At 68.5% G+C, this 23,717-nt stretch carries 18 protein-coding genes; 10 read left to right on the top strand and 8 right to left on the bottom strand.

The window, feature by feature from the left end; genetic code table 11:
- Window positions 1-10: 10 nt before the first annotated feature.
- The 5 genes from N7640_RS02125 to N7640_RS02105 all read left to right on the top strand — a co-directional run bounded on the left by N7640_RS02125 (window position 11) and on the right by N7640_RS02105 (window position 10,986).
- A complete protein-coding gene (locus N7640_RS02125) occupies window positions 11-7,987 on the top strand; it encodes an Hpt domain-containing protein (RefSeq protein ID WP_279901612.1) in 7,977 nt (2,658 codons plus the stop codon).
- A complete protein-coding gene (locus N7640_RS02120; RefSeq protein WP_279901613.1) occupies window positions 7,980-8,999 on the top strand; it encodes a chemotaxis protein CheB in 1,020 nt (339 codons plus the stop codon). The genes N7640_RS02125 and N7640_RS02120 overlap by 8 nt, the downstream gene beginning before the upstream one ends.
- 28 nt (window positions 9,000-9,027) lie before the next feature.
- A complete protein-coding gene (locus N7640_RS02115; protein WP_279901614.1) occupies window positions 9,028-9,498 on the top strand; it encodes a chemotaxis protein CheW in 471 nt (156 codons plus the stop codon).
- Window position 9,499: 1 nt separating this feature from the next.
- Entirely contained in the window at window positions 9,500-10,291 is a 792-nt protein-coding gene (locus N7640_RS02110) for an AraC family transcriptional regulator (protein ID WP_279901615.1), read from the top strand.
- An 83-nt stretch (window positions 10,292-10,374) separates the two neighbouring features.
- A complete protein-coding gene (locus tag N7640_RS02105) occupies window positions 10,375-10,986 on the top strand; it encodes a LysE family translocator (protein ID WP_279901616.1) in 612 nt (203 codons plus the stop codon).
- Between the two features lies 1 nt (window position 10,987).
- Here the strand turns inward: N7640_RS02105 and N7640_RS02100 are convergent, their stop codons facing one another.
- From N7640_RS02100 to gpmI, 4 genes are all read right to left on the bottom strand, one after another.
- Complete coding sequence (locus N7640_RS02100) at window positions 10,988-11,707, bottom strand: 16S rRNA (uracil(1498)-N(3))-methyltransferase (RefSeq protein WP_279901617.1); 720 nt, start codon at window positions 11,705-11,707, stop codon at window positions 10,988-10,990.
- A 364-nt stretch (window positions 11,708-12,071) separates the two neighbouring features.
- Complete coding sequence (locus N7640_RS02095) at window positions 12,072-13,382, bottom strand: S41 family peptidase (protein ID WP_279901618.1); 1,311 nt, start codon at window positions 13,380-13,382, stop codon at window positions 12,072-12,074.
- Between the two features lie 41 nt (window positions 13,383-13,423).
- Window positions 13,424-14,668, bottom strand: a complete 1,245-nt coding sequence (locus N7640_RS02090; protein ID WP_279901619.1) for a murein hydrolase activator EnvC — start codon at window positions 14,666-14,668, stop codon at window positions 13,424-13,426.
- A gap of 108 nt (window positions 14,669-14,776) precedes the next feature.
- Window positions 14,777-16,312, bottom strand: coding sequence for a 2,3-bisphosphoglycerate-independent phosphoglycerate mutase (gpmI, locus tag N7640_RS02085; protein ID WP_279901620.1), 1,536 nt, complete (start codon window positions 16,310-16,312; stop codon window positions 14,777-14,779).
- Between the two features lie 138 nt (window positions 16,313-16,450).
- Here gpmI and N7640_RS02080 point away from each other — a divergent pair, with 138 nt between their 5' ends.
- The 3 genes from N7640_RS02080 to secB are packed head-to-tail and all read left to right on the top strand — an operon-like array spanning window position 16,451 to window position 17,638.
- Window positions 16,451-16,864, top strand: coding sequence for a rhodanese-like domain-containing protein (locus tag N7640_RS02080; RefSeq protein ID WP_220813728.1), 414 nt, complete (start codon window positions 16,451-16,453; stop codon window positions 16,862-16,864).
- A gap of 1 nt (window position 16,865) precedes the next feature.
- Window positions 16,866-17,120: a glutaredoxin 3 gene (grxC, locus tag N7640_RS02075; protein ID WP_279901621.1), complete on the top strand. Its 255-nt coding sequence runs from the start codon at window positions 16,866-16,868 to the stop codon at window positions 17,118-17,120.
- Between the two features lie 35 nt (window positions 17,121-17,155).
- Window positions 17,156-17,638, top strand: a complete 483-nt coding sequence (gene secB, locus N7640_RS02070) for a protein-export chaperone SecB (RefSeq protein ID WP_220813730.1) — start codon at window positions 17,156-17,158, stop codon at window positions 17,636-17,638.
- 45 nt (window positions 17,639-17,683) lie between these two features.
- On the opposite strand, the gene trmL is transcribed toward secB, so the two are convergent.
- Window positions 17,684-18,145: a tRNA (uridine(34)/cytosine(34)/5-carboxymethylaminomethyluridine(34)-2'-O)-methyltransferase TrmL gene (gene trmL, locus N7640_RS02065; RefSeq protein ID WP_279901622.1), complete on the bottom strand. Its 462-nt coding sequence runs from the start codon at window positions 18,143-18,145 to the stop codon at window positions 17,684-17,686.
- A 91-nt stretch (window positions 18,146-18,236) separates the two neighbouring features.
- On the opposite strand from trmL, the gene N7640_RS02060 reads away from it, so the two are divergent.
- Window positions 18,237-18,776, top strand: a complete 540-nt coding sequence (locus N7640_RS02060) for a hypothetical protein (RefSeq protein ID WP_279901623.1) — start codon at window positions 18,237-18,239, stop codon at window positions 18,774-18,776.
- A 442-nt stretch (window positions 18,777-19,218) separates the two neighbouring features.
- Entirely contained in the window at window positions 19,219-19,953 is a 735-nt protein-coding gene (locus N7640_RS02055) for a transporter substrate-binding domain-containing protein (RefSeq protein ID WP_279901624.1), read from the top strand.
- Here the strand turns inward: N7640_RS02055 and N7640_RS02050 are convergent.
- Genes N7640_RS02050 through N7640_RS02040 form a run of 3 tightly spaced genes read right to left on the bottom strand, consistent with a single transcriptional unit; the run spans window position 19,934 to window position 23,524 of the window.
- Entirely contained in the window at window positions 19,934-21,190 is a 1,257-nt protein-coding gene (locus N7640_RS02050; protein ID WP_220813734.1) for a diguanylate cyclase, read from the bottom strand. The genes N7640_RS02055 and N7640_RS02050 overlap by 20 nt on opposite strands.
- Before the next feature lie 13 nt (window positions 21,191-21,203).
- Window positions 21,204-22,577, bottom strand: coding sequence for an ATP-dependent RNA helicase DbpA (gene dbpA, locus N7640_RS02045; protein WP_279901625.1), 1,374 nt, complete (start codon window positions 22,575-22,577; stop codon window positions 21,204-21,206).
- A gap of 59 nt (window positions 22,578-22,636) precedes the next feature.
- Complete coding sequence (locus N7640_RS02040; RefSeq protein ID WP_279901626.1) at window positions 22,637-23,524, bottom strand: acyltransferase; 888 nt, start codon at window positions 23,522-23,524, stop codon at window positions 22,637-22,639.
- Window positions 23,525-23,717: the final 193 nt, after the last annotated feature.

Below are 23,717 nucleotides of genomic sequence, written 5' to 3'. Positions count from 1 at the left end.
TGGAGCAGGTATGGGTGATCGGCACGATTATGTCGCCCTGGAATGGGTCAAAGGCGAGATCGCGGAAACCCTGAAGCAGGCGCGTCAGGCCCTGGAGGCGTTCGTCGAGAACCCGCAGGACGCCACGCGCATGCGTTTCTGCCAGACCTACGTGCACCAGGTCCATGGCACCCTGCAGATGGTCGAGTTCTACGGCGCGGCCCTGCTCGCCGAGGAAATGGAACAGCTGACCCAGGCGCTGCTGGACAGCCGCGTGGGCAACCAGAACGAAGCGCTGGAAGTGCTGATGCAGGCGATCCTGCAGCTGCCGGCCTACCTCGATCGCATCCAGAGTGCGCGCCGCGACCTGCCGATGGTGGTGCTGCCGCTGCTCAACGACCTGCGTGCCGCCCGCGGCGAGAACCTGCTGTCGGAAACCAGCCTGTTCTCCCCCGACCTGTCCACCCGCCTGCCGGCGCTGCCTCTCGACTCGCTGGACAAGCTGCGCTCCGCCGAACTGCCGGTGCTGCTGCGCAAGCTGCGGCAGATGCTGCAGATGGCCCTGGTCGGGGTGATCCGCAACCAGGACCTGGCCACCAATCTCGGCTACATGGCGCGCGTGTTCGCGCGCCTGGAAACCCTGTGCAAGGAAGCTCCGCTCGGCGCCCTGTGGCAGATCGCCTCCGGCCTGGTCGAGGGCCTGGCCAACGGCAGCGTGGGTAACAGCGCCTCGGTGCGTACCCTGCTGCGCCAGGTGGACAAGGAACTCAAGCGCCTGGTCGACCAGGGCGCCGACGGGATCAACCAGCGTGCGCCGGACGAACTGACCAAGAACCTGCTGTTCTACGTCGCCAAGTCGTCGGCGCAGTCGCCGCGCCTGCGTGCCCTCAAGGATCAGTACCGCCTCGACGACGCGCTGCCCGACAGCGGCGTGGTGGACGAGGAGCGCGCCCGCCTGGCCGGGCCGGACCGCGACGCCATGCGTTCGGTGGTCGGTGCGCTGTGCGAGGAGCTGGTACGGGTCAAGGACAGTCTCGACCTGTTCGTACGCAGCGACCGCAAGCAGGTCGCCGAGCTGGATGCCCTGCTGGCGCCGCTCAAGCAGATCGGCGACACCCTGGCCGTGCTCGGCTTCGGCCAGCCGCGCAAGGTCATCCTCGACCAGATCGATGTGGTGCATGCCCTGTCCCTCGGCCAGCGCGAGCCGAACGACGCGGTGCTGATGGACGTGGCCGGCGCGCTGCTCTATGTCGAGGCCACCCTGGCCGGCATGGTCGGCCCCGCCGACGACCAGCGGAGCGAGCAGAGCCACCTGCCGACCACCGACGTGGCGCAGATCCACCAGCTGGTGATCAAGGAAGCGCGCACCGGGCTGGAACAGGCCAAGGACGCGATCATCGAGTTCATCGCCTCGCAATGGAACCACGAGCACCTGGCCCGCGTGCCGGAGCTGCTGACCCAGGTCCGCGGCGGCCTGGCGATGATTCCGCTGGCCCGCGCCGCCGCGCTGCTGCAGGCCTGTACCCGCTACATTCAGGAGCAGCTGCTGGTACGCAAGGCCGTACCCAACTGGCAGAACCTGGACACCCTGGCCGACGCCATCACCAGCGTCGAGTACTACCTCGAGCGCCTGGCCGAAGACCACGCGACCCAGGGCGACCTGATCCTCGACGTCGCCGAGGAAAGCCTGGAGAGCCTGGGCTACCCGCTCAAGGAAAAGCCGTCGATCCTCGACCGCATCGAACCGCGCGAGGAAGCGCCGGCACCGCTGGCCGACCCGCTGCAGGAAATCGAAGTGCTGGCCGCCGAAGAGGCTTCCTTCGCGGAGCCGCTGGCGGAAGAGCCGCCGCTGGAACTCGCGGAGCTGCCCGCACTGTCTCTCGAGGAAGCGAGCGAAGAACTGAGCGTCGAGTTCGCCGAACTGCCGGCCGAGGACGCCGGCGAGCTGCTGGTGTCCGACGATAACTGGAGCCTGGGCGAGGCCGAGTCGGATGAGTCCGCCGGCATCGACCTGAGCCTGGATGCGCCGCTCGAACGGGTGGCCGCGGATGATCTCCCCGCGCTGTCCGGCGAGCCGGAAGAATTCACCCTAGACAGCGCCTTTATCACGGAAGCCGGCGAGCTGCCGGGCGCCGCTGAACTGCCGGCGCTGGACGAGAACCTGCCGGAGCTGTCGCTCGATGGCGAGGAGCTGAGTCTCGACAGCACCCCGACGCAATGGGATGAGCTGGAGATTGCCGATCTCGAACTGCCGGAAGTCGATCTGCCGAGCGCGCCGCTCGAGCCCGAGCCGGCCCAGCCCGCGGTCGACAAGCCGATGACCATGGCCGAGGTGATGGCCGCTCCGGTGCAGGCGATCAATCCGCCTGCCCAGGACGTGCCGCCGAGCCTGTTGCCGCCGCCAGCCGACGAAGAGCCGGTGGACGAGGAACTGCTCGAGGTCTTCATCGAGGAAGTCGGCGAGGTTCTCGAGACCATCAACGAATACCTGCCGCAATGGCGCGCGGATACCGACGACAAGGACGCGCTGACCGAAGTGCGGCGTGCCTTCCACACCCTCAAGGGTAGCGGCCGCATGGTCCGCGCCCTGATCATCGGCGAACTGGGCTGGTCCATCGAGAACATGCTCAACCGCGTGCTGGATCGCAGCATTCAGCCCGACCAGCCGGTGCAGCAGGTGATTGCCGACGTGGTGGCGCTGATGCCGGCACTGGTCGACGAGTTCGCCGCCAAGGCCCAGCGCCAGCGTGACGACGTCGACCGCCTGGCCGCCACCGCCCACGCCCTGGCCCGTGGTCAGCTGCCGAGCTTCGCCAGCGAGCCGGAGGTCGTCGAGCCGCAGAGCGCGCAGGTGGCCGACGCGGTAGTAGAGGAAGCGGTCGAAGCCGAAGTCGTTGTCGAGCTGCCGGCGCCTGAAGCGTTCCAGAGCGGCACTAACGACGAGCCCCTCGACCCGCTGCTGCTTGAGATCTTCCGCAACGAGGCCGAGACCCATCTGGACACCCTGGTGGGCTTCCTGGCCGATTGCGCCCAGGAACTGCCGCAGCCGGTGACCGACGACCTGCAGCGCGCCCTGCACACGCTCAAGGGCAGCGCGCACATGGCCGGCATCCTGCCGATCGCCGAGATCGCCACGCCGCTGGAGAAGCTGGTCAAGGAGTTCAAGACCAATCTGATCAGGGTGGACCTCGGCGAAGCCGAACTGCTGCGCGACGCCGAGCACCTGTTCCGCGCCGGCCTGGAGCAGCTGGAAAGCCAGCCGCTGGCGCCGATCCCGGGGGCCGCCGAGTTTCTCGAGCGGGTCCACAAGCTGCACCACGCCCGCCTGGAGGGCGCCGAGAGCGCGCGCCTGGAGCAGCAGGACCAGCGCGATCCGCAGCTGATCTCCATCTTCCTCGCCGAAGGCATGGACATCCTGCTGGATGCCGAGGACCTGCTGCGCAAATGGCGCGAGCATCCCAGCGAGCAGCAGGAACTGTCCGCTCTGCTGGAAGAGCTGACCACCCTCGGCCGCGGCGCCGAGATGGCCGAGCTGCCGCAGATCGACGAGCTGTGCCAGGCCCTGCTGGCCCTGTACCAGGCGGTATTGGACGGTCGCCTGGCGGTCAGCGAGCACTTCTTCGCCGAGGCCGAGGCCGCCCATGAGGCGCTGATCGGCATGATGGACCAGGTCGCCGCCGCCCTGCAGGTCAGCCCGCAGCCCGAGCGCGTCGCCGCCCTGCGCGACCTGCTGGCCCAAGCCCTGAACCCGGCCACCCTGGCGCTGCTGAATACCGACAACGCCATCGGCCTGGAAGTCGTGGAGCTGGACGAGCTGCCCGCCGAGCCTCAGGCCGAAGCGCTGCCGGAACCCGAGCCGGAACCCGAGATCGAGCCGTTCCCGACCGCGCAGCCCGAGCCCCTGCCGAGCACTCAGCCGGCGCCGGCCGCGCCGCTGGCCAGCATGCCGGAGAACCTCGACGCCGAGATGGTGGAGATCTTCCTGGAAGAGGCCGTCGACATCCTCGACAGCGCCGGACAGGCCCTCGACCGCTGGCTGAGCGACCCGGACAGCACCCTCGCCCTGTCGTCGCTGCAACGCGACCTGCACACCCTCAAGGGTGGTGCGCGCATGGCGGAAATCAGCGCCATCGGCGACCTGGCCCACGAGCTGGAATCGCTCTACGAAGGGCTGGTCGACCGTCGCTTCAGTTATTCGCCGCCCCTGGCCGATCTGTTGCAGCAGAGCCACGACCGCCTCGCCATCGTGCTCGAACAGTTGCAGCGCGGCCAGCCGTTGCTGGACTCATCGGTACTGATCGACGCGATACGCTCCTTTCGCCAGAGCGGCACGATAGCCGCGCCGAGTTTCTCGGCAAGCAGCGAAAGCGCACAGCGTGATGCGGACGAGCAGCCGCAACCGGCCGAGCCGGCTCAGGAGCCGGAGTTGCCCCTGGCGGAAATCGACCTGGGTGAGTCGGTCGAGGCTGACTTCGTCGCCCTCACGCCGGATGATCTGCCCCTGGTGGACATCGAGCCTTCCGGCGATCTTCCGGCCGACGAGCTGCCGTCGCTGAGCCTGGACGAATGGAATCCTGACGACTCGCTGCCGCAGCCGACCGAGGCGCGGGACGAGTCGCCGGAAATGGACCTGGGTGAGCTGGCCGGTGCCGACTTCGTGGCGCCGCAGATGGACGAGCTGCCCGAACTGCACATCGAGTCCGTTGAGCCGCCGGCCGAGGAACTGCCGGAAGCATTGCCGGCGATGACCGCGGAAGAGTGGCACCTGGACGAATCCCTGCCCGCCCTGGGATCGGAGACGCCCGAGGATCAACCCACCACCGAACCCGAGGCGCCCGTCGCCGAGTCACCGGAGATGGACCTGGGCGAACTGGCCGATGCCGAATTCGTGGCGCCGCAGATGGACGAGCTGCCCGAACTGCACATCGAATCCGTCGAGCTACCGACCGAGGCGCTGCCGGAAGCATTGCCGGCGCTGACTTCGGAAGAGTGGCACCTGGACGAGTCCCTGCCCGCCCTGGGCGCCGAAGACCTGGTGCCGCTTGCGCAAGAGACTCCGCCCGCCGATGCTGCCCCCGAGCCCGAGCCCGAGCCCGAGCCCGAGCCCGAGCCCGAGCCCGAGCCCGAGCCCGAGCCCGAGCCCGAGCCCGAGCCGGTGAGCCCGCCCCCGGCACTGGTCGCGCCTGTCGCCGCGCCGGTGGATCGCGATCCCGAACTGGTCGAGATCTTCCTCGAGGAAGGCTTCGACATCATGGACAGCGCCGCCGCGGCCCTGCAGCGGTGGATGGTTGACGTCGACAACACCCTCGAAGTGGAAGCCCTGCAGCGTGACCTGCACACCCTCAAGGGCGGTGCGCGGATGGCCGAGATCCGCGAGATCGGCGACCTGGCCCACGAGCTGGAATTCCTCTACGAAGGCGTCGGCGACGGTCGCCTGAAGGCCGGCGGCGAGCTGTTCGGCCTGTTGCAGGCCTGCCACGACCGGCTCTCCGAAATGCTCGACGCGGTGCGTGGCAACCGCGCCGTGCCCGATGGCCTGGCGCTGATCGAAACCATCCGGCGCTTTCGCGCGGACCCGAATGCCCAACTGAGCGTACCCACCAGCGTGCACCTGCAGCCGGTGGTGGAAGAGGACGCCGGTGCCGAGGCGGACATCCTCGACATCTTCCTGGAAGAAGGCGACGACCTGCTGGAGGCCATGGAGGCCGCCATCGGCCACTGGGAGGCCGACCGCGAGAACGGCAAGGCCATCGACGAACTGCTGCGCATCCTGCACACCCTCAAGGGCGGTGCGCGGCTGGCCGGGCAGAAGCGCCTGGGCGATCTCAGCCACGACATCGAGCAGCACCTGACCGAGGCCCAGCAACAGGGCGCGCCCTGGCCGGACAGCCTGTTCCTCGACGTGCAGTCCGGCTTCGAAGGTCTCCAGGGCGAACTCGACCAACTGCGCAAGCGCCTGGACGACAGCCAGGCGGCCGACGAGCAGGCACCGAAGGCCGAGCAGCCGGCCGCCGAGCCGGTGCCGGTCACCCTGAGCACGCCGATCGTCGCCGCCAGCAGCCAGCCGCAGCAGGCCCAGCAGGTCAAGGTGCTGCCTTTCGTCGAGCGCGCCGCCGAGGCGGCCGCCCGCGCCGCCGCCCAGCGTGCGCCGCAGGAGCTGGTCAAGGTGCCGGCGGAGCTGCTCGAAGGGCTGGTCAACCTGGCCGGTGAGACCTCCATCTTCCGCGGCCGGGTCGAGCAGCAGGTGAGCGACGTCGGCTTCACCCTCGGCGAGATGGAAGCCACCATCGAGCGGGTGCGCGACCAGCTGCGCCGCCTCGACACCGAGACTCAGGCGCAGATCCTCAGCCGCTACCAGGCCGAGGCAGAGCGGGCCGGCTACGAAGATTTCGACCCCCTGGAGATGGACCGCCACTCGCAGCTGCAGCAGCTGTCGCGCGCCCTGTTCGAGTCCGCGTCCGACCTGCTCGACCTGAAGGAGACCCTGGCGGCGAAGAACCGCGACGCCGAGACCCTGCTGCTGCAGCAGGCGCGGGTCAACACCGAGCTGCAGGAAGGTCTGATGCGCACCCGCATGGTGACGTTCGACCGCCTGGTGCCGCGCCTGCGCCGGATTGTCCGCCAGGTGGCCGGCGAGCTGGGCAAGCAGGTCGACTTCCACGTCGGCAACGCCGAAGGCGAGATGGACCGCACCGTGCTCGAACGCATCGTCGCGCCGCTGGAGCACATGCTGCGCAACGCCGTCGACCACGGCATCGAGCCGGCCGACAAGCGCCGCGCCGCCGGCAAGCCCGAGGCCGGCAACATCCGCCTCAGCCTCGGCCGCGAGGGTGGCGACATCCTCCTGACCCTGGCCGACGACGGTGGCGGCATCCGCCTCGAAGCGGTCAGGCGCAAGGCCATCGAGCGTGGCCTGATGACCGAGGACAGCGACCTCAGCGATCACGAGATCCTGCAGTTCATTCTCGAGGCCGGCTTCTCCACCGCCGAGAAGGTCACCCAGATTTCCGGCCGTGGCGTCGGCATGGACGTGGTCCACTCCGAGGTGAAGCAGCTCGGCGGCTCGATGAGCATCGAGTCGACGGTCGGCGAGGGCACCCGCTTCCTGATCCGCCTGCCGTTCACCGTATCGGTCAACCGGGCGCTGATGGTCACCTCCGGCGAGGACTTCTACGCCATCCCGCTGAACACCATCGAGGGTATCGTGCGGGTCTCGCCGTACGAACTGGAGGCCTACTACGGCCCCGATGCACCGCGCTTCGAGTACGCCGGCCAGGCCTACGAGCTGAAGTACCTGGGCGACCTGCTGAACAACGGCCAGCAGCCCAAGCTGGTGGGCCAGAGCCTGCCGCTGCCGGTGATCCTGGTGCGTTCCAGCGAACACGCGGTGGCGGTGCAGGTGGACGGCCTGGCCGGTTCCCGCGAGATCGTGGTGAAGAGCCTCGGCCCGCAGTTCGCCGGGGTGCATGGTATCTCCGGCGCGACCATCCTCGGTGACGGCCGCGTGGTGGTGATTCTCGACCTGCTGGCGAACATCCGTGTACGCCACGCCCACCTGCTCGGCCAGGTCCAGGCGCCACGCCTGGCCAGCCAGGAGTCGGTGGCGGCGAGCGAGAGCGATGCCGCGCGGCCGACCCTGGTCATGGTGGTGGACGACTCCGTCACCGTGCGCAAGGTCACCAGCCGCCTGCTGGAACGCAACGGCATGAACGTGCTGACCGCGAAGGACGGCGTCGATGCCATCGCCCAGCTGCAGGAGCACCGCCCGGACATCATGCTGCTGGACATCGAGATGCCGCGCATGGACGGCTTCGAGGTGGCGACCCTGGTGCGCCACGACGAGCGCCTCAAGGACCTGCCGATCATCATGATCACCTCGCGGACCGGCGAGAAGCACCGCGAGCGGGCCATGGCCATCGGCGTCAACGAATACCTCGGCAAGCCCTACCAGGAGTCGGACCTGCTCGACAACATCCAGAAACTGGTCAAGGACAAGGCCAATGGCTGACAGAACTGCTGCTCGTATCGCGGTCATCGCCGACACCTCGCTGCAGCGCCACGTGCTGCAGCAGGCATTGTCCGGCAGCGGCTACCAGGTGGTGCTCAACAGCGACCCCGCGCGTTTGGACGAAGAGGCCCTGGCCGGTTGCGACGCCGACCTGTGGCTGGTCGACCTGGCCCAGTCGGAGGACTCGCCGCTGGTCGACAACCTGCTGGAGAAGGCCAGCGCCCCGGTGCTGTTCGGCGAGGGCCATGCCCCGGAGCGCCACTCCGAGAATTACCCGCGCTGGGAACGCCGCCTGTTCGGCAAGCTCAAGCGCCTGGTCGGCGACCCGGCCCAGGCCATCGGCCCGAGCCTGGAGGCCCTGCTGGCCGAGGCGCAGCGCCCCAGTCGCCTGGAGCTGCCGGCCGCGCTGGCCGGCACCCCGCTGGTGGCCGGCGAGCCGGCCCGCCAGGTCTGGCTGCTGGCCGCCTCCCTCGGCGGCCCCGCGGCGGTCAAGGAATTCCTCGACGCGCTCCCGGGCGGCCTGCCGATCGGCTTCGTCTATGCCCAGCACATCGACGCCGCCTTCGAGACGGCGCTGCCCCAGGCTGTCGGCCGGCACAGCCAGTGGCACGTCAACCCGGCGCGCAACGGTGACGCCGTGCGCTGCGGCGAAGTGGTGGTGGCGCCCATCGCCCATGAGCTGGGCTTCACCGAGGACGGCTCCATGCAGGTGGCCGACCGCGGCTGGCCCGAACCCTACAGCCCCTCGATCGACCAGATGATGCTCAACCTGGCCCAGCAGTACGGCACCAACTGCGGCGTGATCGCCTTCAGCGGCATGGGCAGCGACGGCAGCGCCGCCGCCGCCTACGTGCGCCGCCAGGGTGGTGTGATCTGGACCCAGAAGGCCGACAGCTGTGCCAGCCCGAGCATGCCCGACAGCCTGCGCGAAGGTGGCTACAGCAGCTTCAGCGGCGACCCGCGCGAGTTGGCCGCCGCCCTGGTCGCCCACCTGGCCGAGCAGTGCCAGTAACGGCCTCGCCGTCTTTCAAGGAGCCGCCATGAGCCAAGCCATCGCCAGCCAGAACAGCGTCAGCAGCCTCACCGGGTTGCTGGTGCCGCTGGCCGACAGAACCCTGCTGCTGCCCAACGTCACGGTCGCCGAGCTGATCCCCTACCGTCCGCCCCAGGTCACCCCGGGGCTGCCGTCCTGGTTCCTCGGCCAGGTGCCGTGGCGCGACCTGCAGCTGCCGCTGCTGTCCTTCGAGGCCGCGTCCGACGGCCAGCCGCAGATCGGCCCGGGTGTGCGGGTGGCCGTGCTCAATGCCCTGGGCGGCCGCGACAGGGTCAAGTTCATCGCCCTGCTGGTGCAGGGCATCCCGCGCTCGCTGAAGGTCGACAGCAGCCTGCAGCGCGCCAGCACCAGCCTGGCCCCGCTCGAACTGGACGCTGTGCAGCTCGGCGAGGCCGTGGTGAAGATTCCCGATCTGGTCGCGCTGGAGCAGAAGCTGGCGGATGCCGGCCTGATCTGACGTGAGCGGCGTTCGGCTGGCGCGACTCGGCGACCTGGAGGTCGCCAGCAGCTGCCTGCCGGGCCAGCAGTTCGAGAAGCACAGCCACGACGAATTCGTCATCGGCGCCAACCTGCTCGGCGAAGAGCATATCTGGCTGGATGGCCGTCGCTTCACGGCCGGCGTCGGCGCCATCACCACCTACAACCCCGGAGAGATTCAGGGCGGCGGCGTCGCCGAGGGGCAGCCCTGGCGCTATGTCGGCCTGTACCTGGCGCCCGCGCAGCTGGCCGAGAGCCTGGGGCGGGCCGAACTGCAGTTCGAGCGCCCGCTGCAGCAGACGCCGTCCCTGGCCGTCGACCTGGCCCGCGCGGTGGAAGCCTGCCTGAGCGACGACCCACTGCTGCGTGAACGTGGCGAAGAGGGCGTGACCCTGCTGCTCGGCCGCATCGTCGCTGGCGCCGGGGTGCGCCTGACCGCGGCGCGGGACATGGGCCCTGTCGCCGTGGCGCGGCTGCAGGAGCTGCTGGCGGCGCGCCTGGAGCGCACGCCCGGCCTGGACGAGATGGCCGCGGAACTCGGGCTCTCCAAGTTCCACCTGCTGCGCAGCTTCCAGAAGCACACCGGGCTCAGCCCTCGGCAGTGGGCCATGCAGTTACGCACCCGCCGCGCCCAGGGCCTGCTGCGCCTGGGCCTGCCGGCCGGCGAGGTCGCCCACGCCCTGGGCTTCGCCGACCAGAGCCATCTCAACCGTCACTTCCGCGCCGCCTATGGCCTCAGCCCGGGGCGATACCAGGCGTTCGTCCGGCGCTGAGTTTCGCCCGCCGCAATCCGGTCCAAGCCCGGCGACCCTGGCGCGGCGATAATCCGCGCCATTCGTGACTGCGGAGCTTTCCCATGCTGGCCATCTTCCTTGCCGCCATGCTGTTCGGCCTGGCCTTCTGCGCATCTCCCGGCGCCGTGTTCAGCGAGACCCTGCGGCGCGGCCTGATCGGCGGTTTCCGCCCGGCGCTGCTGGTGCAGCTCGGCTCGCTGATCGGCGACGCGGTCTGGGCGCTGATCGGCCTGACCAGCCTGGTCCTGCTGCTGGCCCAGGACAGCGTGCGGGTGCCGCTGACCATCGCCTGCGCGGTCTACCTGGCCTGGCTCGGCCTGCAGGGGCTGCGCGACGCCTGGAACCCGCCGGTCCAGGAGGCGAGCGGCGACACCCGGGGGCGCAACGCCTTCGGCGCCGGCGCGCTGCTGTCGCTTTCCAACCCGAAGAACATCGTGTTCTGGGGCGCCCTGGGCAGCGCCCTGGCGGGGATGGTCGAGGGCACGCCGAGCCGGGCGCAGATGGCGGTGTTCTTCGCCGGCTTCATGTTCGCCTCGCTGCTCTGGTGCTTCGTCTGCGCGGCGCTGGTGGACTGGCTGCGGCGCAACACCTCGGCGCTCTGGCATCGCATCAGCTATGCCGGCTGCGGCCTGCTTCTGCTGGCCCTGGCCGGGCTGACCCTGCGCGGGCTCTAGGTCAGAAGTCGCCCCACAGCTGCTGGGCCACGCTGAGCGCCACCACCGGCGCGGTCTCGGTGCGCAGCACTCGCGGACCGAGGCGGGCGGCCTGGAAGCCGGCGCCCTTGGCCTGCTCCACCTCGGCATCGGTCAGGCCGCCCTCGGGGCCGATCAGGAAGGCCAGGGTCTGCGGCTTGGCATGGCTTTCCAGCGGCGCGGCCACCGGATGCAGGACCAGTTTCAGTTCGGCCTGCACGCCGGCCTGCCACTCGGCCAGCGTCTGCGGCGCATGGATCGTCGGCAGCACCGAACGGCCGCACTGCTCGCAGGCGCTGATCGCCACCTGGCGCCAGTGGGCCAGGCGCTTGTCGGCACGTTCGTCCTTCAGTCGCACCTCGCAGCGTTCGGAGACGATGGGAGTGATTTCCGTAACGCCCAGCTCGGTGGCCTTCTGGATCGCCCAGTCCATCCGCTCGCCCCGCGACAGGCCCTGGCCCAGGTGGATGTGCAGCGGCGACTCGGCCAGGCCATCCAGCTGTTCGCGCAGTTCGACCCGAACCGTCTTCTTGCCGACCTCGACCAGCTCGCCCAGGTATTCCCGGCCGCTGCCGTCGAACAGTTGCACGGCGTCGCCTGCCGCATGCCGCAGCACGCGGCCGATGTAGTGGGCCTGGGCCTCGGGCAGCTCGTGCTGGCCGAGGGAGAGCGGGGCGTCGATGAAGAAGCGGGATAGGCGCATGGAAGTAGCTGTGGGCGGCAAGTGGAAAGACGCAAGCTTAAAGCTTTCGGCTCCGGTAGATACCGTTTTGTCTCGCACCGAGTAATGGTGAGTTCTGGGGCGAGGGATTCACCGGATGTCAGTGTGCCGTAGACGATGCATGGCAATTTGCGCATAGCAGCAATCTGTTTGCCGGCTTTGCCCTTAGGTCTCTTTCAGGGCTGTAGGAGCGAACTCTGCTTGAGCATGGTTGCGCACAAAGACTTCGCTGGAGAGCTAGCACCTACGGAGATGGTCAGAGTAGCGTGGCTGCTGCAATACGTAATGAGTGCACCACCAGGAAAAAACCGGGCATTGCCCGGTTTTTTCGTTTCCGCCCCCGGCGTCAGTCGCCGCGGGTGACGCTCAGCCCCTTGAGCAGGTTGAGCGCCTGGCTCAGCTGGTAGTCGTCGTCCTGCGGGCGCGGGTCCTGTTTCTTGCGGCTGCCGGTCGGGCGGTCTTCGCCGCCGTTGCCGTTGCCCAGGTGGCCGGCCAGGTCGGCTTCCTTGATCAGTTCGCCGCCATCCTCGCGGGTCAGCTTGGCGCGCGTCACCTCGATGTCCGGGATGATGCCCTGGGCCTGGATGGAGCGGCCGTTGGGCGTGTAGTAGAGGGCGGTGGTCAGCTTCAGTGCGCGGTCGTTGTTCAGCGGCAGCACGGTCTGCACCGAGCCCTTGCCGAAGCTGTCGGTACCCATCAGCACGCCGCGCTTGTGGTCCTGCAGGGCGCCGGCGACGATCTCCGAGGCCGAGGCGCTGCCGCCGTTGATCAGCACCACCAGCGGCACGCCCTCGCTGGCGTCGACCGGGTCGGCGTTGAAGCGCAGCTCGGAGTTGGCGATGCGGCCCTCGGTGTAGACGATCAGGCCCTGCTTGAGGAAGTGATCGGCCACCTCGACCGCGGCCTGCAGCACGCCGCCGGGGTTGTTGCGCAGGTCCAGCACCAGGCCGCGCAGCTTCTTGCCGTTGTCCTTGCGCAGCTTGGCCAGGGCCTTGCCGACTTCCTCGCCGGTGTTGACCTGGAACTGGGTGATGCGGATCAGCCCGTAGCCGTCCTCAAGCATCTGGCTCTTCACGCTGCGCACCTTGATCACCGCGCGGGTCAGTTCCACGTCGAACGGGCGGCCGCCCTCGCGCACCAGGGTCAGGCTGATCTTGCTGCCGGCCTTGCCGCGCATCTTGTCCACGGCTTCCATCAGCGACATGCCCTTGGTCGGCTGGCCGTCGATCTTGACGATCAGGTCGCTCGGCTGGATGCCGGCCTTGGAGGCAGGCGTATCGTCGATCGGCGAGACCACCTTGATGAAGCCGTCCTCGGTACCGACCTCGATACCGAGACCGCCGAACTCGCCGCTGGTGCTTTCCTGCAGCTCTGCGAAGGCTTCCGGCTCGAGGTAGGCCGAGTGCGGGTCGAGGTTGCTGAGCATGCCCTTGATGGCATTCTCCAGCAGGGTCTTGTCGTCCACCGGCTTCACGTAGGCGGCCTTGATGCGATCCATCACCTCGGCGAAGGTACGCAGCTCGTCCAGCGGCAGCGGTGCCTTGGCGTCGGTCGCGGTGGCGGGCGCCTCGACCACTTCTGCGGCCGCCGCGGCCGTGCCGCCGAGCAGCAGGCCGAGGGCCAGGGCGATGGGGGTGAGGCGACGGAATTGCTGCATGTGAACTCCCAATGTAATGAGGCACCGACGGTGGCTGGCCGTCAGCCCTGGGCGCGGCACCACTGCGCGGGGTCGCTCGGGCGGCCCTGCTGGCGGATGGCGAAGTACAGCGCCGGGGTATCCTGGCCACCGCTGGTGCCGACCGTGGCGATGGCTTCTCCTGCCTTGACGATGTCGCCGGCGTCCTTCAACAGGCTCTGATTGTGACCATACAGGCTCAGGTAACCGTTCCCGTGATCGAGGATGACCAGAAGCCCGGCGCCACGCAACCAGTCGGCGAATACCACGCGCCCGCCGTGCACCGCGTGCACCTGGCTGCCGGCGCCGGCGCCGATCAGCACGCCGTCCCAGGTGGAGCGTGAATCGCCGGCACGCGGTGAGCCGAAGCGCGCCACCAGCCGACCATTGACCGGCCACGGCAGCTTGCCCTTGGCCTTGGCGAAGGGACCGCCGAAGGCCGCGCCGTCGCTGGAGACCGCCGGACCGGACGGGGCGGTGGGCCTGCCGGACTCGCGTGCCTTCTGCGCCTCGAGCGCGGCCAGGCGGCGTGCCTCCTCGGCTTCGCGGGCCTGGCGGGCCAGGGTTTCCTCGATGGTCTTGAGAACGCGGGATAGCTCGATCTGTTCCTGCTCTCGCGCCTTGAGCTTGCGGTCGCCGGCGCCGTATTCCTTGTTCAGCTTGGCCAGCGCCACCTGGCGCTCCTTGCGCACGTTGGCCAGTTCGCCGCGACGGGTGTCCAGGGCGCTCTTCTGCTCCTGCAGCTGGGCCTGCTGGCTGGCGATGTCCTGCTCGACGTTGGCCAGCTGGCGCAGGGTCTCGTTGAAGGCGCCGAGCTGCTCCAGGCGGGCCTTGCCCAGGTAGTCGTAGTAGGTAAGGTTGCGCGAGAACTGCTCCGGCTGCTGCTGGTTGAGCAGCAGGCGCAGCGGTTCCCGCTGGCCGCTCTGGTAGGCGGCGCGCGCCTGGATGGCGATCAGCCGCTGCTGCTCAAGGCGCGACTGCTGGAGTTTTTTTTTCTCCTGGTCGAGGCGCTTCAGCTCTTCCTCGCTCTTCTTCAGCTCGCCTTCCAGGCCCTTGACCTGTTTCTCCAGGCCGCCCATTTCCTTCTCGGTGCGCTGCAGTTCCTTCTGCACGCCGGATTTCTCCTGCTGCAGCTTCTCCAGCAGTTTCTTCAGCTCGGCCACGTCGGCGCGGGCAGCTTCCAGCTGCTTCTGGGTTTCCGCCTTCTCGTCGGCGAAGGCCGGGACGACAAGGCAGGACAGGAGTACGAGGGCGAGGGCGCGGAACATGGGCGATGCGGGCACCTGGAGCGAGGGACGGCCTAGTATGCCCGTGGCGCCGCGCAAAAAAAACGCCCGCAGGCGGCAGCCGGCGAGCGTTTCACGGATTGCTCCGGGTTATTGCAGCTGGACGATGGTGGTGCCGGTCATTTCCGCCGGAACCGGCATGCCCATCAGGGTCAGCAGGGTCGGCGCCACGTCGGCCAGCACGCCGCCTTCGCGGATGCGCGCCGGGCGCTTGCCGACATAGATGAAGGGCACCGGCTCGCAGGTGTGGGCGGTGTGCGCCTGGCCGGTGCACTCGTCTTCCATCTGCTCGACGTTGCCGTGGTCGGCGGTGATCAGGGCCTCGCCGCCGACCCTGTCCAGCGCCTCGACGATGCGACCGACGCAGGTGTCCAGGGTCTCCACGGCCTTGACCGCCGCCTCGAACACGCCGGTGTGGCCGACCATGTCGCCGTTGGCGTAGTTGACCACGATCACGTCGAAGCGCTGGTTGTCGATGGCGTCGACGATCTTGTCGGTCACTTCCGGCGCGCTCATCTCCGGCTGCAGGTCGTAGGTGGCGACGTTGGGCGACGGGATCAGGATGCGCTCCTCGCCGGCGAAGGGCTCTTCGCGGCCGCCGGAGAAGAAGAAGGTGACGTGGGCGTACTTCTCGGTCTCGGCGATGCGCAGCTGGGTCTTGCCGTTGTTGGCCAGGTACTCGCCGAGCACGTTGGTCAGCGGTTCCGGCTTGTAGGCGCTGGGCGTCGGGATGGTGGCGGCGTACTGGGTCAGCATGACGAAGCCGGCCAGTTGCGGCACGCGCTTGCGCTCGAATTCCTTGAAGCCGGGCTCGACGAAGGCGCGGGTCAGCTCGCGGGCGCGGTCGGCGCGGAAGTTCATGAACACCACGGCGTCGCCGTCCTCCACCTTCACCGGCGCGCCGACAGTGGTGGCCTTGACGAACTCGTCGCTCTCGCCGCGCGCGTAGGCGGCTGCCAGGCCCTCGACGGCGCTGGCGGCGGCGAACTGGCCCTGGCCCTCGACGATCAGGTGGTAGGCCTGCTCGACGCGATCCCAGCGGTTGTCGCGGTCCATGGCGAAGTAGCGGCCGGTGAGGCTGGCGATGCGGCCCTTGCCGAGGCGGGCGAAGGTGGCGTCGAGCAGCTCCAGCGAGGGCTGTGCGCTCTTCGGCGGGGTGTCGCGGCCGTCGAGGAAGGCGTGCAGGTAGATCTTCTCGGCGCCACGCCGGGCGGCCAGCTCGGCCATGGCCACGATGTGGTCCTGGTGGCTGTGCACGCCGCCGTCGGAGAGCAGGCCGAGGATATGCACGGCCTTGTCGGCGCCCACCGCCTTGTCCACCGCGGCGTTGATCTCGGCGTTCTCGAAGAACTCGCCATCGCGGATCGCCTTGGTCACCCGAGTGAAGTCCTGATACACCACGCGGCCGGCGCCGAGGTTCATGTGACCGACCTCGGAGTTGCCCATCTGCCCGTCCGGCAGGCCCACGTCCATGCCGCTGCCGGAGATCAGGCCGTGCGGGAAAGTGGCGCGCAGGCGGTCGTAGACCGGGGTGCGGGCGGCGTGGATGGCGTTGTATTCGGGGCTGTCGCTGTGGCCGAAGCCGTCGAGGATGATCAGGACCAGGGGTTTGGGCGTGGCGCTCATGAAGGCTGGCTCGCTGTGGTGATCAAAAAGGTCGGGCATTCTACCGGCGGAACGCCCGCTGCGTCACCGCCGGGCGGGGCTTGGCCCGATGGGCGCGCTGTGTATACTGGCCGCCATTTTAGGCTTTGGAACCTCGCGATGCTGGCCCAACTGATTGAATTTGCCACTAACCACTATGTATTGAGTGGATGCTTCGTCGTGCTGGCGGTGCTGCTGCTGGTCACCGAGCTGCGCAAGGGCGGGCAGAGCCTGTCGAGCCGCGAGCTGACCGCGCTGGTGAACCGGGACGAAGGCGTGGTGCTGGACATTCGCAACAGCAAGGACTTCTCCGCCGGCCATATCGTCGACGCGTTGAACATTCCGTTCGACAAGGTCGCTGGCCGTCTCTCGGAGCTGGAGAAGTACAAGGCCAAGACCATCATCGTGGTCGATGCCATGGGCCAGCACGCTGGCAGCGTCGCCCGCGACCTGAAGAAGGCCGGCTTCACCGCCGCCAAGCTGTCCGGCGGCATCGCCACCTGGCGCGGCGACAACTTGCCGGTGGTCAAGTGACATGACCGAGGTGGTCGTCTACTCCAGCGCCTGGTGCCCCTACTGCATCCGCGCCAAGCAGCTGCTGACCGGCAAGGGCGTGGCCTTCCGCGAGATCAGCGTGGACGGCAAGCCGGACGTGCGTGCCGAGATGACCCGCAAGGCCGGGCGCACCTCGGTGCCGCAGATCTGGATCGGCACCACCCACGTCGGCGGTTGCGACGATCTCTTCGCCCTGGAGCGCGCCGGCCGGCTCGACGCGCTGCTCGGCTCCTGAACCCTTTCAGAAACCCCTAGTACAGAAGAACTGCCATGACTGAACAAGCAACCAACGGCGCCGCCGTCGAGAACAACGAAGGCCCTCAGTTTTCCCTGCAGCGCATCTATGTGAAGGACCTGTCCTTCGAGGCGCCGAAGAGCCCCGAGATCTTCCGCCTGGAGTGGGCCCCGAGCGTCGCCCTGGACCTGAACACCAAGCAGCGCCAGCTGGACGGCAACTTCTTCGAAGTGGTGCTGACCCTGTCGGTCACCGTGAAGACCGGCGAAGACATCGCCTTCATCGCTGAAGTGCAGCAGGCCGGCATCTTCCTGATCCAGGGCCTGGACCCGGCTTCCATGAGCCACACCCTGGGCGCCTTCTGCCCGAACATCCTGTTCCCCTATGCCCGCGAGACCCTGGACAGCCTGGTCATCCGTGGTTCCTTCCCGGCCCTGATGCTGTCGCCGGTGAACTTCGACGCCCTGTACGCCCAGGAGCTGCAGCGTCAGCAGGAAGCAGCCGGCGCCCAGGCCTGATCGCCCGCCGCTGTCGAGGAGCCGCCGCAAGGCGGCTTCTGCGTTTCAGGCTCCGGCGAAATCCAGCTGGCGCCAGCCCTCGTAGACCACCACGGCCACCGCGTTGGACAGGTTGAGGCTGCGGCACTGGGGGCGCATGGGCATGCGCAGGCGCTGCTCGTCCGGGATCTGCGCCAGCACGTCGGCGGGCAGGCCGCGGCTTTCCGGGCCGAACAGCAGCAGGTCGCCGGCGCGGTAGCTCATCTGGGCATAGCCGTGGCTGGCCTTGGTGGTGAAGGCCAGCACCCGGTCGGGCCGGACGTCCGTGATACAGTCGGCCAGCGATGCGTGGCGCTTCAGCGTGGCGTATTCGTGGTAGTCCAGGCCCGCACGGCGCAGGCGCTTGTCGTCCAGTTCGAAGCCCAGTGGCTCGATCAGGTGCAGGTGGCAGCCGGTGTTGGCGCAGAGGCGGATGATGTTGCCGGTGTTCGGAGGAATCTCCGGCTGGAACAGTACAACATGAAACATGGGCGGGGCTCGACAGGACCGGGGCCGCTATTCTACATCGCCGCCGGCGCCATTCCGCGCGACGGCGGCTCTTTGCGGTGGGGGAATCGCCTTGGCCTGGTTCGCCAGAAGAACGGACGCGCATGTCGAGGACGATCCGCAGGCGCGGGCGGATGCCCGCATCGCCCGCCGGGAGCGCATCGAGCGCCTGCGTCGCGGCAGTGTCTGGTACCTGGCCGTGATGCTGCTGGCCGTGCTGATCGGCCTGATGATCGGGCGCGTGGTCAACGGCCAGATTCCCTGGGGCGGCGCCCCGCCCCAGCGCCAGGCGCCGCCGCTGCAGGTGATGGTGGAAAGCGAGGCCGGCGCGCTGCGCCTGCAGCTTGTCTCGGAACGTCCGCTGGAGTACCGCCGTGTCGAGGCACCCGGCGCGGTGAGTCTGGTCCTGGCGGATACCCGGCTGTCGGGCGAGCCGCGCAGCGGCCGCGTGACGGGGCCGGGCGGCAGCCTGTCCTGGCGGGTGGAGCCCCGTGGCGGCGATGTCCACGTCCTGCTGGTCGGCCTGGGAGAGGGGCTTCGGGTGCTGGACCGGGCGCTGCCGTCCGCCGACGACTGGCGGCTGGTGATCGAGGCTCGGATGGACGCGCCGTAGAGCGCAACGGTGCATCGGATTTGGGCACGCTGCACTGGATGGGGTCACGGTCCACCGCCCGGGTTGGCTTCTGCCACTGGCGGCGCGGAGGGCACATGGTCCGTGGTCGCGGGTGGTTTTCCGGGTTTTGCCGCGCCGGAAAGCACAAGGGCCACCGCGGAGGGTGGCCCTTGTGCCTGGCTTGTAAAAGAGGGGATTCCCCGGCCTGCCTGTACCAAGGTCCCCAAAAAAGCAGTTGCCTGATACTAAGCAGAAGGTGTGCCAGTTTTGTGACGACGCCCGAAAAACCTTTCTCCCGGGTCTGTGACCTGCTGCTCGCCGACGAAGGTACGCCGCGCGTGATGGGGGCCGTCTGGCTAGGCTTAGGGTCTGCCTGCGTTTCGGCTTGATATGTGCTGAGACGTCAATGGACTCTGGGATGTTTTGCAGTCGGATGTCGGTTATGAACGGATTTCGTGGCGCGGTGCTGTGGGTCGCCCTGCTGCTGGTGCAGCCGGTCGTGGCCGAGCACCTGCGCCTGGCGGGCAATCCCTGGCCGCCCTTCACCGACCAGCGCCTGCCCGGCAACGGCCTGGCGGTAGAGCTGGTGAGCGCTGCGCTGCAGCGGGCCGGGCACACCACCGAATATGTGGAAGTGCCCTGGGCCAGGGCGCTGAGGGGGTTCCAGCAGGGCGACTACGACGTGGTGGTCGCCGCCTGGTACAGCCCCGAGCGGGCCCGCTACGGACGGTTCTCCGAGCCCTACCTGGTCAACCGCATCCGCTTCCTGCGCCGCGCCGGCAAGCCCTTCGAGTTTCGTGGGCTGGACAGCCTGAGGCCGTTCAGCATCGCGGTGGTGCGCGGCTACAGCTACGACCCGGCGTTCGACAAGGCGCCCGGGCTGGACCGGGTGCCGGTGCTGGAGTTCGCCATGGGCGCGCGGATGCTGGCGGCCGGGCGCGTGCAGCTGACCCTGGAGGACGAGCTTGTGGCCCGCTACCACCTGCGCCACGGGTTACGGGAGATTCGCGGCGCGGTGGAGTTCGTGGATACGCCGCTCAGCGAGAACGGCCTGCACATCATGCTGCGCCGCAGCCATCCGCTGCACCGGCAGATCGTGCGCGAGTTCGACGCGGCCATCGCCGCGATGAAGGCCGACGGCAGCTACCGGCGCATCTTCAGGCGTCACGGCCTGTAGGGGCGCTGGCGATGGTGCGCCCGCGGCCGCTGCGCTTGGCCTGGTACAGGCGCATGTCGGCGAGGTGCAGCAGGCTCTCCAGGTCGTCCGGTATGCCGTGGTAGACGCCGGCGCTGAAGCCCAGCGGCGGCGCGCCGGGGGCGTACTTCAGGGTGGCGCAGTGCTGGCGCAGGGTGTCCAGGGTGTGGGTCACCGTCTCGCCGTCGACACGGCTGACCAGGGCGAATTCCTCGCCGCCCAGGCGTCCCAGCAGGGTGTCCGGGAACGCCTGGCGCAGGGCGCGGGCGAACTGCAGCAGGGCGGCGTCGCCGCTGGCGTGGCCGTGCTCGTCGTTGATCGTCTTGAAGTGGTCGAGGTCGATCATCGCCACGCTGAGGTCCTGGCCGCCCTTCTGCGCCTGGCGTATCAGATCCACGCCCTGCTCGTAGAAGGCGCGGCGGTTGTACAGGCCGGTCAGCGAGTCGAACAGCGCCGCCTGTTTCAGCGCGCGCATCATGTCGCGGCGCTCCAGGCAGGACATCACCCGGCAGTTGAGTTCCTCGGGGCAGAACGGCTTGCGCAGGAAGTCGTCGGCGCCGTGCTTGATGAACAGGGCGCTGAGCGAGCCCTTGGCGTCGGCCGACAGGCCCAGGATGATCAGCTCGTTGCGCTTCATCTTCTGCCGCAGCAGCTTGACCAGTTCGAAGCCGCTGACCCCGGGCATGCTGTGGTCGACCAGGAACAGGTCGATGTCCGGCTGCTCGCGCAGGATGCGCAGCGCCTCGTCGCCGTCGCAGGCGTCGATGATCTGGTACAGGTGCGGGGTCAGCACCCGGCGGATGAAGTGGCGGGTGGCCTCGGAATCCTCCGCCACCAGGATCTTCACGTGGCTGTTGCTCTCCAGCCGGTGCAGCAGGCGGAAGGCGTATTCGTAGGAGTGCTGGCTCTCCTTCAGCACGTAGTCGACCACGCCCTTGAGCAGCAGGTCGTCGCGCCGGTGCTCGTCGTAGGAGCCACTGAGCACGATGCAGGGCAGGTTGTACTGCATCACCAGGTCGACGATCTCGCCGTTCGGCGCGTCCGGCAGGTTGAGGTCGACGATGGCGGCGAAGAACAGCGCCGAGGACGTTTCCAGCAGTACCTGGGCTTCGCCCAGCGAGGCGCAGAACAGCGGCTGCAGCGCCGGTTCCTGGCGGAACAGGTGGTCGAGGATCTTCAGTACCAGGGGGCTGTCTTCGACAACCAGGATGTTGCGCATAGCCGTCTCGCCTCTAGATCATCCGTACCTTGACCGCGCGTCCCTTGATCCGGCCGCTCTGCAGGCGCTGCAGGGCCTGGCGGGCGACGGCGCGGTCCACCGCCACGTAGGCCTGGTAATCGAAGATGGCGATCTTGCCCACCTTGTCGCCGGGGATGCCCGCGTCGCCGGTCAGCGCGCCGAGGATGTCGCCGGGGCGCAGCTTGTCCTTGCGCCCGGAGGCGATGCACAGGCTGTGCATCGGCGGCAGCAGCGGCTCGCCCTTGTCCTTCAGTTCGCCGAGCAGTTGCCAGGTCAGCGGCGCTCCCTGCAGTTCCTCGATGGCCTGGGCGCGATGGGCCTCGCTCGGCGTCACCAGGGACAACGCCAGGCCCTTCTCGCCGGCGCGGCCGCTGCGGCCGATACGGTGGATGTGCACCTGCGGGTCGCGCGCCAGTTCGACGTTGATCACCAGTTCCAGGCCGGCGACGTCCAGGCCGCGGGCGGCGACGTCGGTGGCCACCAGCACGCTGAGGCTGCGGTTGGCGAACAGGGTCAGCACCTGGTCGCGGTCGCGCTGCTCCAGGTCGCCGTGCAGGGCGGCGGCGGAAATCTTCTCCGATTCGAGCAGGGCGGCCAGTTCGTCGCACTGCTGGCGGGTGGCGCAGAAGGCCACCGCCGGCTGCTTGCGGAAGTGGCGCAGCAGGCGGATCACCGCCTCCATGCGCTGCTTCGGCTCGATCTCGTAGAAACGCTGCTCGATCTGCCCGTCGTCGTGCAGCGCCTCGACCTGCACCCGCTCCGGCTCGAGCAGGAAGCGCGCCGCCAGCTGGCCGATGCCTTCCGGGTAGGTGGCGGAGAACAGCAGGGTCTGGCGTCGCGCCGGGGTCTGCTCGATGACCTCGGCGATGCTGTCGAAGAAACCCATGTCGAGCATGCGGTCGGCCTCGTCCAGCACCAGGGTGTTGAGGCCGTCGAGCTTCAGGGTGCCCTTGCGCAGGTGTTCCTGGATGCGCCCCGGGGTGCCGACGACGATGTGCGCGCCGTGCTCCAGCGAGCCGATCTGCGGGCCCAGCGGCACGCCGCCGCAGAGGGTGAGAATCTTGATGTTGTCCGAGGCGCGGGCCAGGCGGCGCAGCTCCTTGGTCACCTGGTCAGCCAGCTCGCGGGTCGGGCACAGCACCAGTGCCTGGCAGCCGAAGAAGCGCGGGTTGAGTGGGTGCAGCAGGCCGATGCCGAACGCGGCGGTCTTGCCGCTGCCGGTCTTGGCCTGGGCGATCAGGTCGCGCCCCGCGAGGATCAGCGGCAGGCTGGCGGCCTGGATCGGCGTCATCTCGGCGTAGCCGAGGGCGGCGAGGTTGTCGCGCATGGCGGCGGACAGCGGCAGGGAAGCGAAGGCGGTGGTCACGGAAAGGGCCTGACGGAAATGATGCCCCGAAGTGTAACAGGCCCCGGCCCGGTGCCGGGTTAGACCTGTTCCTTGAGTTCGGCGATGCGCCGGTCCTTGTCCTGCCACAGCTGGCTGACCCAGGTCTGCACGCGCAGGCGGAATTGCGGGTCGCGCTCGTAGTCGCCGTCCCACAGCGCCGGGTCCAGCTCGCGGGTCTGGATGTCTATGATCACCTTCGGCACCTGGCCGCTGATCAGCTTCCAGAAGCCCGGCGGGCGCAGGCCCGGGTAGACCAGGGTGACGTCGAGCAGGGCGTCCAGCTGCGGACCCAGGGCGGCCAGGGTGAAGGCCACGCCGCCGGCCTTGGGCTTGAGCAGGTGCTGGTAGGGCGAACCCTGCTGCGCCTGCTTGGCCGGGGTGAAGCGGGTGCCTTCCAGGTAGTTGACCACCGTCACCGGCAGGTCCTTGAAGCGCTCGCAGGCGCGCTTGGTGATTTCCAGGTCCTTGCCGGCCATTTCCGGGTGCCTGGCCAGGTAGGCCTTGGAGTAGCGCTTCATGAAGGGATAGTCGAGCGCCCAGAAGGCCAGGCCGAGGAAGGGCACCCAGATCAGCTGCTGCTTGAGGAAGAACTTGAAGTAGGGCGTCTTGCGGTTGAAGGCCTGGACCAGCGCGGGGATGTCGACCCAGGACTGGTGGTTGCTGATCACCAGGTAGGAGCGGTCGCGGCGCAGTCCCTCGCCGCCGCGGATGTCCCAGACGGTCGGCGTGAGCAGGGCGAAGATCAGCTTGTCGATCTCGGCCCAGGTTTCCGCCACCCACATCACGCCGCGCGAACAGGCGTTGCGCAGCGCCTTGCCGGGCAGCACCAGCTTGAGCAGGGCGATCAGCAGCAGCGGGCCGATCAGGACCAGGGTGTTGAGCAGCAGTAGCAGGACCACGCTGCAGGCGGTGAGCAGTCGGCGCATGGGGACTCCTTGTCGCTAGGTGGCGCCATGATAGCCGGGCGCGGGGAAATGTCCCGCCCGATCACGCCCGCGCATGGCGTGGCGCCGGCCCACGCAGCCCGCGACGCTGCGCTCAAAGCGAAATAAAAGTCGCTGATGGCAATGTGCCCCGTTTCGTCCTGGCGTATTCTGGGGAAAGAATCGGACAACCATT

It is taken from the genome of Pseudomonas sp. GD04015 (assembly GCF_029837675.1).
In the GTDB taxonomy this organism is placed as follows: Bacteria; Pseudomonadota; Gammaproteobacteria; order Pseudomonadales; family Pseudomonadaceae; genus Aquipseudomonas; species Aquipseudomonas paralcaligenes.
The sequence above is the reverse complement of the archived record's forward strand: the minus strand, read 5'-3'. Positions and strand labels throughout refer to the sequence as shown.